Genomic DNA, 14,728 nt, shown 5'->3' with positions numbered 1-14,728 from the left:
GTCCGTGACGCTGAGTATTTATTGCAAAAAGAAGCATGGGGCTTGCCAATCGGCGGGCCCCGTTCTTTTTTGACCGGCAGGTAAATACGGGAGTCTTTGAGATGACAGTGCATATTGGCGCAAAGCCAGGGCAAATCGCCGAGACCGTGCTGATGCCGGGTGATCCCTATCGTGCGAAATGGGCTGCAGAGCAGTTTCTGGAGGGGGCGGAACTGGTGAACGAAGTGCGCGGCATGCTCGGCTACACCGGTATGTGGCGCGGGAATCGGGTGACCATTCAGGGCAGCGGAATGGGGATGCCCTCCCTGTCGATCTACGCGAACGAACTGATTAAAGAGTACGGAGTCCAGACTCTGATCCGAATCGGATCGGCAGGAGGCATGCAGCCGCAGGTCAAAATTCGCGATCTGGTGATCGCGATGACTAGTTCAACCTTGTCGACGCCGTCTTCGGGGATTTTCCGCGAGTTGAACTATGCGCCCTCTGCGGATTTTGGGCTGCTGCGTGCGGCTGTTGTGGCGGCCGAAGCGCGGGGGTCGGTACCTCATGTGGGCGGGATCTATAGCTCTGACGTGTTCTATGACGAGCGCCCTGATCTGAACGAGCAGATGACCCGTCACGGCATTCTCGCGGTCGAGATGGAAGCGGCCGAGCTGTACACATTGGCGGCGCGCTATGGACGTCGCGCTTTGGCTGTGCTGACGATTTCGGATCATTTGCAGACCGGCGAGTCTCTGCCAAGCGAGGATCGCGAGCGCAGCTTTGGAGAGATGGTGGAGATCGCTTTGGAAGCAGCGTTTGCTTGACGGCTACTGCCCGTGGCTGCGGTCGTATCCGTTTGTTGCGGGCGGTTGCCATGTGTCCAGTGCCCCTGCGGCGGGGCGCAGGATGTCGATTTGCAGCGGATAGCAGGCAGCCATATCGCTGGAATGCTCACTGCTACAATCGCCCCCTGGACAAGCGCTGAGCGCTCCGAGCAGGTCGATCTCCGCGAAGAATTCGATGTAATCGCCGGGGCGGACTGGGCTGGCCTTCATGAAATATTGGCCGGTGTCGCGGGTGAATCCCGTGCACATGAACACGTTCAGGACATCGTGGATGTGCGGCTCTGCCTGCGCCAAGGACAGGCCCGAGTGTTCCGATAACGCCCGTGTCAGGTTCGAATGGCAGCATTGGTGATATTGCCCGCCGGACAACAGGTTATGGGTGTAAGGATCGCAGCGTGTGCCGATCACGTCGTGGACAGAGCCACCGTACTGGTCGATTCCGTACCAGCACAAGGTGTCGTGGGTGACCGTCGCCATGGGCCGCATATGTGGCAGGTTAGACCACAAACGATCGCCAGTTGTGACATGGGTGCCGTGCAGGGCGCGGGTTTTGCCACTGAAAAACCGCTCTGACAGATCGTTCGCATTCCACAGGTTCAGGTCGCCGACCTGAGGCCCTTCGACCGACGTGATGCGAAAAAAGTGCCCCGCAGGCGCCGTGAAACTCGCCGCCTCGCGCGAGGGGACGATCACTGTATCTACAATCTTTGCCCCGATGCGCGCCGCTTCATACACCGCCATGTCGGGTTCAGGCAGAGTGTCCGTCGGATAGCAAATCACAGGCTTGATCGCGCGGCGGGCCTCAGCGTCGGAGGGGGCGTTACACATGGGGGTCTCCTGTCTTGCGACAGAAAGAAGGCCACAGGATGCGCGCCAGAAAAAGCCCAAATGCGACATACCACGTTAGGGAGAGGTCAGACCTCGCTGTCTTTGTCGGGCTTTAGACAGACTTTCGGGGGGTGCTTTGGATCGCCCCATGTCTCTGCCCCGCAACTGACACAGTGGTAGTAGCGCTGGCCGTCACGATCGTTGCGCCGGTTCTCGCGCCAACGGCAGTTGCGCGTTTGGCGGTTCGAGAAGATCAGCACCAGCACAAAGGCAATGATCAATCCAACAGCGACAATCATACGGGGGCTCCTCTGGGGATCATGCGCCTAGACCTAAAAGCCTGCGCTGGAAAAGCAAACCCCGTGCAAGGAGGAGGGTCCTGCACGGGGCTGCGAGGTCGCAAATTACGCGGCCTCGAAATATTCCGCGTAGTCGGTGTTCGCGGCTTCTTCCTCGAACGCAGTCGGGGCCGGAGCAGCCAACTCGGCTTCGGGAGTGTAGTAACCGAACATTTGCTCGAGAGCTTCGTCGGCAGGGGAAAGTTTTACTTCCAACATGTGAGCACCTTTTGAACTAGGTAGCTCCTCCCTGCCTGTTGATATGATCCTCTTTTTCCAGACGAACACCCCTACATCTTTGCAGGTGCAGCATATCCTTTAGAACTGTGTCGCAAACGCAACGCGCCGCTACCCAGTATTGGGTAACGGCGCGCTAACATTGCTAGATCTGGTATGATCAGTAGGCCCGATCAACCATCATTTTCTTGATCGACGCGATTGCCTTGGCAGGGTTCAGACCCTTGGGGCAGGTTTTCGCGCAGTTCATGATGGTGTGGCAGCGGTACAGCTTGAAGGGGTCTTCAAGGTTGTCCAGACGCTCGCCGGTCGCTTCGTCGCGGCTGTCAATCAGCCAGCGGTAAGCATGCAGCAGCGCTGCTGGCCCGAGGTAACGATCGCCGTTCCACCAGTAGCTGGGGCAGCTGGTCGAACAGCAGGCGCACATCACACATTCGTAGAGGCCGTCTAGCTTCTCGCGGTCTTCGATCGACTGCTTCCACTCTTTGGCGGGTGTGTTTGTCTTGGTTTCGAGCCAAGGCATGATGCTGGCGTGCTGCGCGTAGAAGTGCGTCAGGTCGGGGATCAGGTCGCGGACCACGGGCATGTGGGGTAGCGGGTAGATCTTGATGTCGCCTTTGACTTCGTCGGTGCCATAGATACAGGCCAGCGTGTTAATGCCGTCGATGTTCATGGCGCACGAACCACAGATGCCTTCACGGCACGAGCGGCGGAAGGCCAGCGTGGGGTCCATCTCGTTCTTGATCTTGATCAGAACGTCCAGAATCATCGGACCACAGGTGTCCATATCGACAAAGTAGGTATCGACGCTGGGGTTTTTGCCGTCATCAGGGTTCCAGCGATAGATCTGCACGGTACGCAGGTTCGTCGCGCCCTCGGGCTTGGGCCAGGTTTTGCCTGTGGTGATACGGCTATTCTTGGGCAGAGCCAATTCAACCATGGGTCTCTCCTCTCAGAGAAGCTGTTTCGCGATACAATCGTTGGCGCGATGCGCCTTGATCAGGTCCAGAATGCGGAGCGTCTGCTGTTCGCCGATCGCCCCACCCGTCTGGGCAAAGTTCGAAATATCCGCGGCGGGGGCTGTCTGGATCACACAAGAGGTGACCACATCAACCTGCGCCGCAGGAATATAGTTTGCAACCACCGGACGGACAGCCTGATAGGCATCCATCCGGTCAGCCGGTGCAGGAGCCTGCGAGACAGGTGCTTGCGATCCGCAAGCCGCCAGCCCCAGCAGCAATCCGGCAGGAAAACCCGCCCGATATGCCCCCGCAAGACCCATCAGAAGGTACGTGCCTTGGGCGCGATTTTCTTGATCTCGATGCCGCCTTGGTCCTCGGTGGTCAGAGGATCGGTGATGATCGGACGGTAGGACAGATCGACCTTGTTGCCATCGACGCGGCTGACGGTGTGCACACGCCAGTTTTCGTCGTCGCGCTCCGAGTAATCCTCGTGCGCGTGGGCGCCGCGGGATTCATGACGGGCTTCGGCACCGTAGATGGTGGCCAGCGCGTTCGGCATCAGGTTGGTCAGTTCCAGCGATTCCATCAGGTCGGTGTTCCAGACAAGGCTGCGGTCGGTGACCTTCAGGTCGCCCATCTTGCCCGCGATGGCGGTCATGTCCTCGACACCCTGCTTCATGGTCTCGGCGGTACGGAAGACGGCGGCGTCACGCTGCATGGTCTTCTGCATTTCCAGACGCAGGTCAGCGGTGGGAGTGCCACCTTGGGCGTTGCGGACGCCGTCGAAGCGATCGAAGCACTTCTCGACCTGAGCCACGTTGGTCGCGGGGATCGACGCTTCTTTGTCGACGACAGCACCAGCGCGGATCGCGGCAGCGCGGCCAAAGACCACGAGGTCGATCAGCGAGTTCGAGCCGAGACGGTTCGCACCGTGTACCGAAGCACAGCCCGCTTCGCCCACAGCCATCAGGCCGGGAACAACAGCAGTCGGGTCTTCGGCGGTCGGGTTCAGCACTTCGCCCCAGTAGTTGGTGGGAATGCCGCCCATGTTGTAGTGCACGGTCGGGATAACGGGGATCGGCTCTTTGGTGACGTCGACGCCAGCAAAGATACGGGCCGATTCCGAAATACCGGGCAGACGCAGGTGCAGCGCTTCGGCTGGCAGGTGCGACAGGTTCAGGTGGATGTGGTCGCCTTCGGCGCCAACACCGCGACCTTCGCGGATTTCCATGGTCATACAGCGGGACACGTAGTCACGCGGCGCAAGGTCTTTGTAGTTCGGAGCATAACGCTCCATGAACCGCTCGCCTTCGCTGTTGGTCAGGTAGCCGCCTTCGCCGCGCGCACCCTCGGTGATCAGACAGCCTGCGCCGTAGATCCCGGTGGGGTGGAACTGGACGAATTCCATGTCCTGTAGGGGCAGACCCGCGCGGGCCACCATGCCGCCACCGTCGCCGGTGCAGGTGTGGGCCGAGGTCGCGCTGAAGTAGGCACGGCCGTAACCGCCGGTCGCCAGAACAACCATCTTCGCGTTGAAGACGTGCATGGTGCCGTCGTCCAGCTTCCAGCAAACGACGCCGGTGCAGACGCCGTCGTCAGACATGATCAGGTCCAGCGCGAAGTATTCGATGTAGAATTCCGCGTTGTTCTTGACCGACTGGCCGTACAGGGTGTGCAGGATCGCGTGACCGGTCCGGTCAGCAGCCGCACAGGTGCGCTGTACGGGCGGGCCTTCGCCGAACTCGGTGGTGTGACCACCAAAGGGACGCTGGTAGATCTTGCCTTCTTCGGTACGGCTGAAGGGCACACCATAGTGCTCCAGTTCGTACACAGCGGCGGGGGCTTCGCGCGCGAGGTATTCCATCGCGTCGGTGTCACCGAGCCAGTCCGAGCCCTTAACAGTGTCGTACATGTGCCACTGCCAGCTGTCGGGACCCATGTTCCCCAGCGAAGCAGCGATACCGCCCTGCGCCGCAACAGTGTGCGAGCGGGTCGGGAAAACCTTGGTCACACAAGCGGTGCGCAGGCCCTGTTCGGCCATGCCAAGGGTTGCACGCAGGCCAGCGCCACCAGCGCCAACCACCACCACGTCATAATCGTGGGTTTCGTATTCGTATGCAGCCATCTGCGCCTCTCTGACTTAAAGTGCGATGCGGATGATCGAGAAGATGCCGGTTGCCGCAGCGGCGTAGCACAGGCAGTTCATAGCGATGATCGAGTACTGGCCGGCAGCACCGTGAACATAGTCTTCGATCAAAACCTGAAAACCGTTCTTAAAGTGCATGAAACCAACACCAAGGGTCAGGATCGCAATGATCGCGGGGAACGGATGCTGGTAATACGCAACCATTTCCTCGTAGCTGCTGCCCAGTGCCGGACCAAAGGTGAAAACAAACAGGGGCACAAGGATCAGAAGACCGATCGAGCTGACCTTCATGTTCCAGAAATGTGCGACGCCCGACTTTGCCGAGCCCATGCCAGTCGCGCGCTTGCGGGGGGTAAGATATGCCATCAGACTCTCTCCTCTTATGCGATCAGCATGATGATCCAAGTCAGCACGGTCAGTGCGACGGATCCGATGATGACAATCCAGCTCAGGCTTTCGGCGGTTTTGATGTCCAGAGCGATGACCTGATCCCAGATCAGGTGACGGACGCCTGCCAGCGTGTGGTACCACAGGCCCAGAACGGACAGCGCCATAACCAGATCGCCAAACCAGCTGGTGATCACAGCGTTGGCAAAGTCGTAGTATTCAGGGCCCGACGCGGCCGCCAGAAACCACCAAACGGTCATCAGTGCTGCAACCAGCAGGGCGTTTCCGGTGATACGGGTCAGGATCGACGTAATCGCAGTAATCGGCAAGCGATAGATCGTCAGGTGCGGTGAGAGCGGGCGGTTGCCCCGATTCACATCAGCCATATGTGTTCCTTTCGGTTGCGCGGCAGACTCCCAAGCAGCCGCGGTGCCTCGCGCAGAGTGATAGCTGATTTTCGCGATCTGTCACGGCTCCAACGTGCCGCAGGGCAGCATTTTACCGTGAATCTGTCATATTTTTTTGAAACGTGATCACACCGTTAATAAGTGTGATCACGTTTTAGCGTTAACAGGGAATCAGAACCCAGTAGTCCAGATCCAAGAGTACTTCACTCAGGTATTTCCCGTTCTCACCCTTCAGGTTGAACGGTTCGCCGCCCTTTGTCGCGACCAGACGCAGACGCAATGCGCCAACGCCGAGGGCACTGGTTTCGGCCTTATCCAAGACCTCGGTCCAGCACTTCACAGTGTCCCCCGCAAAGCACGGGTTAGCGTGTGCACCGCCGTTGATCCCCGCGATCATCTGCGCGTTGGCCAATCCGTTAAACGACAGTGCACGCGCCATCGAGATCACGTGACCGCCGTAGATCAGACGCTTGCCATCTTCGCGGAAGGTTGCATCGAAGTGAACCTTCGCGGTGTTCTGCCACAGACGGGTCGCTAGCATATGCTCGGCTTCTTCGATGGTCACGCCGTCCACGTGGTCGATCTTCTCGCCCACTTCGTAATCGGCCCAGCGATGCTCTTCCCCAGCCAAGGTGAAGTCATAGTTGGTGAAATCCAACCCCTCGGGGATCACCAGATCCTCGACCGCCAGCACCTTTTTCAGATCGGGCACAACTGCATCCGGCGCAGGCGCGGTGACGTCGCGTTTGCGGACCATCACCCAGCGGACATATTCCATGACCACTTCGTCGTTCTGGTTCAGACCTTGGGTCCGCACATAGACCACGCCGGTCTTGCCGTTCGAGTTCTCTTTGACCCCGATCACTTCGCTACGCGAGCGCAGGGTGTCGCCCTCATAGACCGGCTTCAGGAAACGGCCCTCGGCATAGCCAAGGTTCGCGACCGCGTTTAGCGACACATCGGGCACGGTTTTGCCGAACACGGTGTGAAATGCGATCAGATCATCCATCGGCGATTTGGGCAGGCCGCTGGCCTGCGCAAAGGCGTCCGACGAATACAGCGCATGACGGGCAGGATAGAGCGCGTGGTACAGCGCCCGCTCCCCGCCCGAGACCGTCCGCGGAACCGCGTGGTCAATTACTTGGCCCACTGCATAATCTTCAAAGAAACGTCCCGCGTTGGTCTTGCTCATGTCATTGCTCTCCGAGTTTCATGTCGGGGGTGTATTCACCCGCGATCTCTTTGGTGACCGCCTGACCGCACCGCATTTTGCCGGTGGACTGGTCAAACGCATAAGTCGGGCTGCCCTCCAGCACCCAGCCCTTGGACAGGGCCAGAGATACCTTGTGGCAAAAGGCCGAGGTGTCGTCCTCGGTCAAAAAACGATAGATTTTGCTCATCAGTCTTATCCTTGTGGGAAGGGCGAGACGCCCAAGGCCATATGAATGCCAGTGATCGCGCCGAACGCAACCAAGGTGATGACCACCAAAAGGATGTCCTTTTTGGCAGAGCCCTTTTCGGGGCGTTCCCACTCGGGCTCAGCACGGTTGATCAGCATGACCTGCATGCCCGCCCACAGCAGCATCCCGCCAAACAGGATGATCGAGGCCAGATCCCCGTTCACAAGTAAATGCGCCACCGCCCAGATTTTGACCGAGATCAGCATCGGGTGGCGGGTCCAACCACGCAGTCGGCCCGTGGTGTGCGCCGTGCCGAACACGAACACCGCAACCAGCATAAGCAAGTTATTCAGGTGGACGGTCCACATCGGCGGGTACCAAACATTGACAAACGCGGCATTGCGGTAGCCGACGATCATCAAGGCAAGGCCCAGAACAATCAGCAGGGTCGACAGGCCCTTGGCCTTTTGCCCCATCTGTTCATGGATGGCGGGTAGAATTCGCTTGTAATAGTGGCCCCCTGCCCAGAGCAGGAGACCGAGGATCAGGATAAGCATTCTGGCTTACTCCGCGGCTAGAGCTTCAATTGCCTCCGCTTGTGCCAGAATTTTCTTTGCAGTGACAATGTGAAGGTTCTCGACGATCTTGCCATCGACCACGGCAACGCCCTGCCCTTCGGCTTCTGCCTGTTCAAACGCCGCAATTTGACGTTTGGCCAGATCAACCTCGGCCTCAGATGGGGCAAACGCTTCGTTGCAGACCGCGACCTGTGCGGGGTGGATCAGTGTCTTGCCGTCAAAGCCCATGTCACGGCCTTGCTCGCATTCAGCCTTCAGACCTTCGTCGTCTTTGAACGCGTTATAGACACCGTCCACAACGATCACGCCATTCGCCTTGGCCGCCAGCAGACACAGCTGCAGGCTGGTGATCAGTGGCAAACGGTCCGCGCGGAACCGCATGTTCAGCTCTTTGGCCAGATCGTTTGTGCCCATGATAAAGCCCTTGAGCTGCGGATGCGCCGCGATTGCATTGGCGTTCAACATGCCAGCGCAGGTCTCCATCATCGCCCACAAAGGCTTGTCGCCGACCAGAGCCGCCAGAGCATCCAGCTGCGCGGGGCCATCGACCTTGGGGAGCAGCACCGCATCGCAGTTCATGTCTGCCACCGCGCGGGCATCGTCTTCGCCCCATTCAGTGTCCAGACCGTTGATGCGAACAATCTTCAGGCGGTTGCCGTAATCGCCCTCGGCCAGAGCGGTCTTCAGGGTGTCACGGGCGCCGACTTTCTCGTCGATCGCGACCGCGTCTTCGAGGTCAAAGATGATCGCGTCGACAGGCAGAGTCTTTGCCTTCTCCAGAGCGCGCTCTTTGGAGCCGGGGATGTATAGTACCGAGCGGGTGGGCCGTGTGGTCGCGTCCATCGCTAATCTCCTCGCAATAAAGTTGCGCGGATGGATACATTTCCGACCGACTATTTCAAGCCAAATCTTGCCGCAACGCAGAATACTTTAGGACAATGCGTCAAAGATCAGCTTGGCGCCGGTCAACGTGAGCGCAACATAGGTGAAGATGAAAAAGGGCTTTTCAGGCACGAGGTGATGCGCCTTCACACCCAAGTAGACGCCAAGCACAGCAAACGGCGCAAGGAATAAATCCGCGAGAAAGGTCTGCTGAGAGAAGATTCCCAAAGCGAAGTAGGGAATGAACTTCATCAGGTTGATGGCCCAGAATGCGATGATCGTGGTCGCTTGGAACGTCGTTTTGTCCATGCCCTGACGCAGCAAATACACAGCCACCGGAGGGCCGCCCGCATGACTGACAAAGCTGGTAAACCCTGCCATCATACCCGAAAATGCGCCCCAACCAACGCCCAATGGCTCGCCCGAAACTGTTAGCCAACCCTTGGCTCGCGCAACCGCCCATACAACGAATGCGATAGAGATTCCGCCGATCAGCAGACGGAAAACATCCGGATTCGCTAGATCATAGAGATAGGCTCCCAGCGCCACACCGGGCGCGGCCCCGATAATGATCCGCACGGCATCTCGCCCGTTCCAGCGCCGCCAGTACGGGCGCAGCGAAAATACATCCATCAACATCAAAAGCGGCAGCATGATCCCCAGCGCGATACCGGGTTCAAGCAGCAATGCCAGAATCGAAGCAGAGGCAAATGACGCCCCCGACCCGAAGCCCGCCTTTGTTATTCCAGCAAAAATCACGGCCGGGATCGTGATCGCAAAAAAGACAAGACTAAAATCGATCACGAAAATTCCTTTCAAAAAAATGCATACAAATAGGGCTTTAGCATAGGGTTAGCGTTCACATAAGCTGCTGATTTCCCTGTGCCGCGTCGCAGCACACTTGCGCGGACGCAAACAAAGCACTACCCAAAAGCCCAATTTCAACCGACCCGGAGATGAAATCCATGGCTCGACCCAAGATTGCCCTTATCGGCGCAGGTCAGATCGGCGGCACCCTTGCACACCTGGCAGCAATGAAAGAACTCGGCGACGTCGTTCTGTTCGACATCGCGGAAGGCACCCCCCAGGGCAAGGCGCTCGACCTCGCAGAATCCGGCCCCGTTGCTGGCTTTGACGCCGCACTGAAGGGCACTCAGGACTACGCCGACATTGCTGGCGCAGATGTTTGCATCGTAACCGCAGGTGTCCCCCGCAAGCCCGGCATGAGCCGCGACGACCTGCTGGGAATCAACCTGAAGGTGATGAAATCGGTCGGCGAAGGCATCAAGGCCCACGCACCCAACGCATTCGTCATCTGCATCACCAACCCGCTCGACGCGATGGTCTGGGCCCTGCAGCAGTTCTCGGGTCTGCCCGCAGAGAAAGTCTGCGGCATGGCCGGCGTTCTGGACTCGGCACGCTTCCGTCACTTCCTGAGCCTCGAGTTCAACGTCTCCATGCGCGACGTGACCGCGTTCGTTCTGGGTGGCCACGGCGACACCATGGTTCCGCTGACCCGCTACTCGACAGTAGCCGGTATCCCGCTGCCCGATCTGGTAGACATGGGCTGGACCACTGCAGAGAAACTGGAAGCGATCGTTCAGCGCACCCGTGATGGCGGCGCAGAAATCGTGAAGTACCTAGGCAACGGCTCGGCGTTCTACGCGCCTGCGACCTCGGCGATCGAAATGGCCGAAGCCTACCTGAAAGACCAGAAACGTCTGTTGCCCTGCGCGGCCTACGTTGATGGTGCGTTCGGCCTCGAAGGCTTCTACGTTGGCGTTCCCACCATCATCGGTGAAAACGGCATCGAAAAAGTCGTCGACATCAAGCTGTCCAAAGACGAGCAGGCCATGTTCGACAAGTCGGTCGACGCGGTCAAAGGCCTCGTTGCTGCATGCAAAGAGATCGACCCCTCGCTGGCATAATCGCCACAACGGTTTGACGTTTTGGAACGCGCGCCTTCATCGGCGCGCGTTTTTTATTTGAAGCGATCCAGCAGATCGCCCGACCGCTCGCGCAACATTGCGTCAAACCCCTCGACCGAGAGGTCGGGCATGTAGCCCAGTTGTGCTGCGAGCTGATCCGCCGGTTCAAAAGGCGCATCAACGAACATGTCCCGCGCTTCCAGACGGGCGCGCAGCCCGCCATCCGTGACCTTGAGCCGGTTGTGAAACTTCAGCAGTCCGCCAGGCGCCTGTGCCCTCTGCTTGGCCATCAAAACCTGCTCGCGCCGGTGACCGCCAAGCATCCCTTCGATCATTTCTCGCGGCAGATGCGCATAGCGCAACACCTTGAGCATCCAATGCAAAGGCGTCATCCCATCGAAGTGCAGCAAAGCCATCTCTGGCACGTAATCCCCCTGCAACCGCCGAGTTTCTTCTCTCGGCGAATGAATGCCAATTCGCCAGCCCTGCCGCGTCGGCATCAGGGCTTTGCCCACAGAATGACCCGTCAGACCCTTGGTCAAGAACCGCGTCGAGCGCCAAAATGTCTCTTCGTCATTTTGGAGCTTGCCAAGATACGGCACGCGAAAGCCGCCTTCAAAGATCGAAACGGGGGCGGCTGCGGTCAAATAAGTCCGCTCCCAAGGCTGAATCCGCAGAAATCTGTCTTTGCGCGCATATTCCGCAATAAGCTGACTAACGGGACGCTCTGGCATCAGAAACTCGTCTGCATCCAAATGGATAATCCAGTCGGCGGCAGTGCGCCGGTAAGCATCCGTTGCATTAACCCCTTGGCGACGCGTCTGTCGGCCGTCGGCTTTGCGGACATTCAACCGGGCCCAGTGATCGTCATCGCAGCGGATGACGTTGACCCCATCAACCACCATGAGTTGATCAGCCACCTGATCTTCAGGGTCGTCCAAGTAGACATGCACCTCTGCCGCCCCGAGGGACAGGTGCCACCCCACATTGGCCATAACCAACGGAGCGGGCTCCTTGACCGTCATGACAACAGACCAACTAATGTTAGCGTCGGACGTCATGCGAATCTTTGTGCAACACCAGAAACGCTTGTGATCACACCCCCAAAAGCTGTGATCACAAAAAGCAGAAATATGCCGATTTTCAACCCTGTCACGCAAAAACTCCTTAATACGCTCATCGCATGGGCGTATATGTACACCGAATTTCAGCAAGATGGGACAGGTCCATGAACATTCACGAATATCAGGCCAAAGCACTGCTGCGCGAATACGGCGCACCGGTCAGCGACGGCCGCGTCGTGCTCAAGGCCGAAGACGCTAAAACCGCTGCTGGTGAGCTTGACGGCCCCCTTTGGGTTGTAAAGGCACAGATCCACGCTGGTGGTCGCGGCAAAGGCACTTTCAAAGAAGCTGACGCTGGTGAAAAGGGCGGTGTTCGCCTGGCCAAGTCGGTTGAAGAAGCAGCCGAAGAAGCCAAGAAGATGCTCGGCCGCACTCTGGTAACCCACCAGACCGGCCCCGCCGGCAAGCAGGTGAACCGCATCTACATCGAAGATGGCTCGGACATCAGCCGCGAACTGTACCTCGCGCTGCTGGTTGACCGCGTCACCAGCCGCATCTCGTTCGTTTGCTCGACCGAAGGCGGCATGGACATCGAGGAAGTCGCCGCGTCGACCCCCGAAAAGATCCTGTCCTTCTCTGTTGATCCTGCAACCGGCTACCAGCCCTACCACGGCCGCCGCATCGCGTTCTCGTTGGGTCTGGAAGGCGCACAGGTCAAGCAGTGCGTTAAACTGATGGGCCAGCTCTACACCGCCTTCGTCGAGAAGGACATGGAGATGCTGGAGATCAACCCGCTGATCGTTATGGAAGACGGCAACCTCAAGGTTCTGGACGCCAAGCTGGGCTTTGACGGCAACGCTGTCTACCGCCACGCGGACGTTGCAGCCCTGCGCGACGAAACCGAAGAAGACCCCAAAGAGCTGGCAGCGTCGAAGTACGACCTGAACTACATCGCTCTGGACGGTGAAATCGGCTGCATGGTGAACGGTGCGGGTCTGGCGATGGCCACCATGGACATCATCAAACTCTACGGCGCAGAGCCTGCAAACTTCCTCGACGTTGGCGGCGGCGCCACCAAAGAGAAAGTCACCGAAGCGTTCAAGATCATCACCTCGGATCCCAACGTAAAAGGTATCCTGGTGAACATCTTTGGTGGAATTATGCGCTGTGACGTGATCGCAGAAGGCGTAATTGCAGCTGTAAAAGAGGTTGGCCTGCAAGTTCCGCTGGTCGTTCGCCTCGAAGGTACTAACGTCGAAAAGGGTAAAGAGATTATTAACACCTCTGGTCTCGACGTGATTGCCGCAGACAACCTCAGCGACGGCGCGGAGAAGATCGTTAAAGCAGTGAAAGGTTAAGTATGCGTTTTTTGGTTCTGGTTGGCTGTGTTTTTGTTTCGGCCTGTGTAAATTTCAATGCCCCCGAACATCCGGCGGGTGAAACGCAACAGGAAGATTTCATCGGGTATGATGTGGGCGACCGCCCCGCGCCTCTTGCAGGCATCCCGCTGAGCGCAGCACCAGGACCGATCGCATCGGGCACGTATCTGCCAGTGACCTGTCCGGTCGGCACCATGCTGATCCAGACGACACAAGGTCAGGCTTGCGCGCCCAGATAACCGCGCACTGTTTTGTTAAGGGTAATAAGTGTTTTCAGTTCTGATCGGCCAACCGGCCAGTTATGCGAGACTCGCAGTTCAGAGCACGAGGACACTCATTCCAATGACAGGACAATTCAGGTTCGGAACTCGCCGGACCGGTTCGTAGAAAAATTTAGGAGCCAAGAACATGGCAGTCCTCATCGACGAAAACACCAAGGTAATCTGTCAGGGCCTCACCGGGTCGCAGGGTACCTTCCACACTGAACAGGCCATCGCCTACGGCACCAAGATGGTCGGCGGTGTGACCCCCGGCAAAGGCGGCCAAGACCACCTCGGCCTGCCCGTTTTCAACTCGGTTCACGAAGCCAAGCACGTCACCGAAGCAAACGCGACCGTGATCTACGTGCCCCCGCCCTTCGCAGCGGACTCGATCCTCGAGGCCATCGACGCGGAAATGGAACTGATCGTCTGCATCACCGAAGGTATCCCGGTACTGGACATGATGAAGGTGAAGCGCGCGCTGATCGACAGCAAGTCGCGTCTGATCGGCCCCAACTGCCCCGGCGTCATCACCCCCGACGCATGTAAGATCGGCATTATGCCCGGCCACATCCACAAGCGTGGCTCGGTCGGCGTTGTGTCGCGTTCGGGCACCCTGACCTACGAAGCGGTGAAACAGACTGCAGACATCGGTCTGGGCCAGTCGACCGCAGTCGGTATCGGCGGCGACCCGATCAAAGGCACCGAGCACATCGATGTGCTGGACATGTTCCTGGACGATCCTGAAACCCAGTCGATCATCATGATTGGTGAGATCGGTGGTTCGGCAGAAGAAGAAGCTGCTGAATTCCTGGCCGAGCAGAAGAAAAAAGGCCGTTGGAAGCCCGTTGCTGGCTTCATCGCAGGCCGCACTGCTCCTCCAGGCCGCCGCATGGGTCACGCCGGCGCGATCGTCGCGGGCGGCAAAGGTGGCGCAGAAGACAAGATCGAAGCCATGAAATCGGCAGGCATCGTCGTTGCGGACAGCCCCGCAACTCTCGGCGAAGCTGTGCTCAAGGCAATCGGCTAACCCATTTGCTGACCCTGCCCCGATGGGGCTAGGGTCAGACCGAACACATCAGCCCGCCCGAGGGACGCCTCGGGC

At 58.5% G+C, this 14,728-nt stretch carries 19 protein-coding genes; 5 read left to right on the top strand and 14 right to left on the bottom strand.

Translation table 11 applies throughout. The features are described 5' to 3' along the window. Window positions 1–101 precede the first annotated feature (101 nt). The gene (deoD, locus tag AB9K37_RS17000; protein ID WP_369840952.1) at window positions 102–806 is read left to right on the top strand and encodes a purine-nucleoside phosphorylase; all 705 of its coding nucleotides are present in this window, start codon (window positions 102–104) and stop codon (window positions 804–806) included. A gap of 3 nt (window positions 807–809) precedes the next feature. Here the strand turns inward: deoD and AB9K37_RS16995 are convergent, their stop codons facing one another. The 13 genes from AB9K37_RS16995 to AB9K37_RS16935 all read right to left on the bottom strand — a co-directional run bounded on the left by AB9K37_RS16995 (window position 810) and on the right by AB9K37_RS16935 (window position 9,796). Continuing rightward, a complete protein-coding gene (locus AB9K37_RS16995) occupies window positions 810–1,655 on the bottom strand; it encodes an urea carboxylase-associated family protein (RefSeq protein ID WP_369840950.1) in 846 nt (281 codons plus the stop codon). Window positions 1,656–1,741: 86 nt separating this feature from the next. Continuing rightward, complete coding sequence (locus tag AB9K37_RS16990) at window positions 1,742–1,954, bottom strand: hypothetical protein (protein WP_369840948.1); 213 nt, start codon at window positions 1,952–1,954, stop codon at window positions 1,742–1,744. Between the two features lie 105 nt (window positions 1,955–2,059). Further along, window positions 2,060–2,212 (bottom strand): hypothetical protein, encoded by a 153-nt coding sequence (locus AB9K37_RS16985; RefSeq protein ID WP_177218579.1) that lies wholly within the window; start codon window positions 2,210–2,212, stop codon window positions 2,060–2,062. Window positions 2,213–2,390: 178 nt separating this feature from the next. Further along, complete coding sequence (locus AB9K37_RS16980; RefSeq protein WP_072707842.1) at window positions 2,391–3,170, bottom strand: succinate dehydrogenase iron-sulfur subunit; 780 nt, start codon at window positions 3,168–3,170, stop codon at window positions 2,391–2,393. A 12-nt stretch (window positions 3,171–3,182) separates the two neighbouring features. Beyond that, a complete protein-coding gene (locus AB9K37_RS16975; protein WP_369840946.1) occupies window positions 3,183–3,512 on the bottom strand; it encodes a hypothetical protein in 330 nt (109 codons plus the stop codon). Next, on the bottom strand, window positions 3,512–5,317 hold the full coding sequence (gene sdhA, locus AB9K37_RS16970) for a succinate dehydrogenase flavoprotein subunit (protein WP_369840944.1): 1,806 nt from the start codon (window positions 5,315–5,317) through the stop codon (window positions 3,512–3,514). The genes AB9K37_RS16975 and sdhA overlap by 1 nt, the downstream gene beginning before the upstream one ends. 15 nt (window positions 5,318–5,332) lie before the next feature. Continuing rightward, the gene (gene sdhD / locus AB9K37_RS16965) at window positions 5,333–5,704 is read right to left on the bottom strand and encodes a succinate dehydrogenase, hydrophobic membrane anchor protein (protein ID WP_072707847.1); all 372 of its coding nucleotides are present in this window, start codon (window positions 5,702–5,704) and stop codon (window positions 5,333–5,335) included. Between the two features lie 14 nt (window positions 5,705–5,718). Next, window positions 5,719–6,111 (bottom strand): succinate dehydrogenase, cytochrome b556 subunit, encoded by a 393-nt coding sequence (gene sdhC / locus AB9K37_RS16960; RefSeq protein ID WP_369840942.1) that lies wholly within the window; start codon window positions 6,109–6,111, stop codon window positions 5,719–5,721. 181 nt (window positions 6,112–6,292) lie between these two features. Next, window positions 6,293–7,324 carry a MaoC family dehydratase gene (locus AB9K37_RS16955; protein WP_369840941.1) on the bottom strand — a complete coding sequence of 344 codons (1,032 nt, stop codon included), beginning with the start codon at window positions 7,322–7,324 and terminating at the stop codon, window positions 6,293–6,295. Window position 7,325: 1 nt separating this feature from the next. Next, on the bottom strand, window positions 7,326–7,532 hold the full coding sequence (locus AB9K37_RS16950; protein ID WP_369840940.1) for a DUF1737 domain-containing protein: 207 nt from the start codon (window positions 7,530–7,532) through the stop codon (window positions 7,326–7,328). A gap of 5 nt (window positions 7,533–7,537) precedes the next feature. After that, the gene (locus AB9K37_RS16945; RefSeq protein ID WP_369840939.1) at window positions 7,538–8,089 is read right to left on the bottom strand and encodes an NnrU family protein; all 552 of its coding nucleotides are present in this window, start codon (window positions 8,087–8,089) and stop codon (window positions 7,538–7,540) included. A 6-nt stretch (window positions 8,090–8,095) separates the two neighbouring features. Further along, window positions 8,096–8,953, bottom strand: coding sequence for a CoA ester lyase (locus AB9K37_RS16940; protein ID WP_072707857.1), 858 nt, complete (start codon window positions 8,951–8,953; stop codon window positions 8,096–8,098). An 87-nt stretch (window positions 8,954–9,040) separates the two neighbouring features. Then, a complete protein-coding gene (locus AB9K37_RS16935) occupies window positions 9,041–9,796 on the bottom strand; it encodes a sulfite exporter TauE/SafE family protein (protein WP_369840937.1) in 756 nt (251 codons plus the stop codon). Window positions 9,797–9,957: 161 nt separating this feature from the next. Here AB9K37_RS16935 and mdh point away from each other — a divergent pair, with 161 nt between their 5' ends. Continuing rightward, entirely contained in the window at window positions 9,958–10,920 is a 963-nt protein-coding gene (gene mdh, locus AB9K37_RS16930) for a malate dehydrogenase (RefSeq protein ID WP_369840935.1), read from the top strand. Between the two features lie 53 nt (window positions 10,921–10,973). Here mdh and AB9K37_RS16925 read toward each other — a convergent pair whose 3' ends face one another. Then, window positions 10,974–11,981, bottom strand: coding sequence for a glycosyltransferase family 2 protein (locus AB9K37_RS16925; RefSeq protein ID WP_369840933.1), 1,008 nt, complete (start codon window positions 11,979–11,981; stop codon window positions 10,974–10,976). Between the two features lie 167 nt (window positions 11,982–12,148). Here AB9K37_RS16925 and sucC point away from each other — a divergent pair, with 167 nt between their 5' ends. The 3 genes from sucC to sucD all read left to right on the top strand — a co-directional run bounded on the left by sucC (window position 12,149) and on the right by sucD (window position 14,653). Beyond that, complete coding sequence (gene sucC / locus AB9K37_RS16920; protein WP_369840931.1) at window positions 12,149–13,342, top strand: ADP-forming succinate--CoA ligase subunit beta; 1,194 nt, start codon at window positions 12,149–12,151, stop codon at window positions 13,340–13,342. A 2-nt stretch (window positions 13,343–13,344) separates the two neighbouring features. Continuing rightward, on the top strand, window positions 13,345–13,602 hold the full coding sequence (locus tag AB9K37_RS16915) for a hypothetical protein (RefSeq protein WP_369840929.1): 258 nt from the start codon (window positions 13,345–13,347) through the stop codon (window positions 13,600–13,602). Between the two features lie 169 nt (window positions 13,603–13,771). Continuing rightward, window positions 13,772–14,653: a succinate--CoA ligase subunit alpha gene (sucD, locus tag AB9K37_RS16910; RefSeq protein ID WP_369840927.1), complete on the top strand. Its 882-nt coding sequence runs from the start codon at window positions 13,772–13,774 to the stop codon at window positions 14,651–14,653. Window positions 14,654–14,728: the final 75 nt, after the last annotated feature.

The organism is Donghicola sp. XS_ASV15 (genome assembly GCF_041224595.1).
In the GTDB taxonomy this organism is placed as follows: Bacteria; Pseudomonadota; Alphaproteobacteria; order Rhodobacterales; family Rhodobacteraceae; genus Donghicola.
The sequence above is the reverse complement of the archived record's forward strand: the minus strand, read 5'-3'. Positions and strand labels throughout refer to the sequence as shown.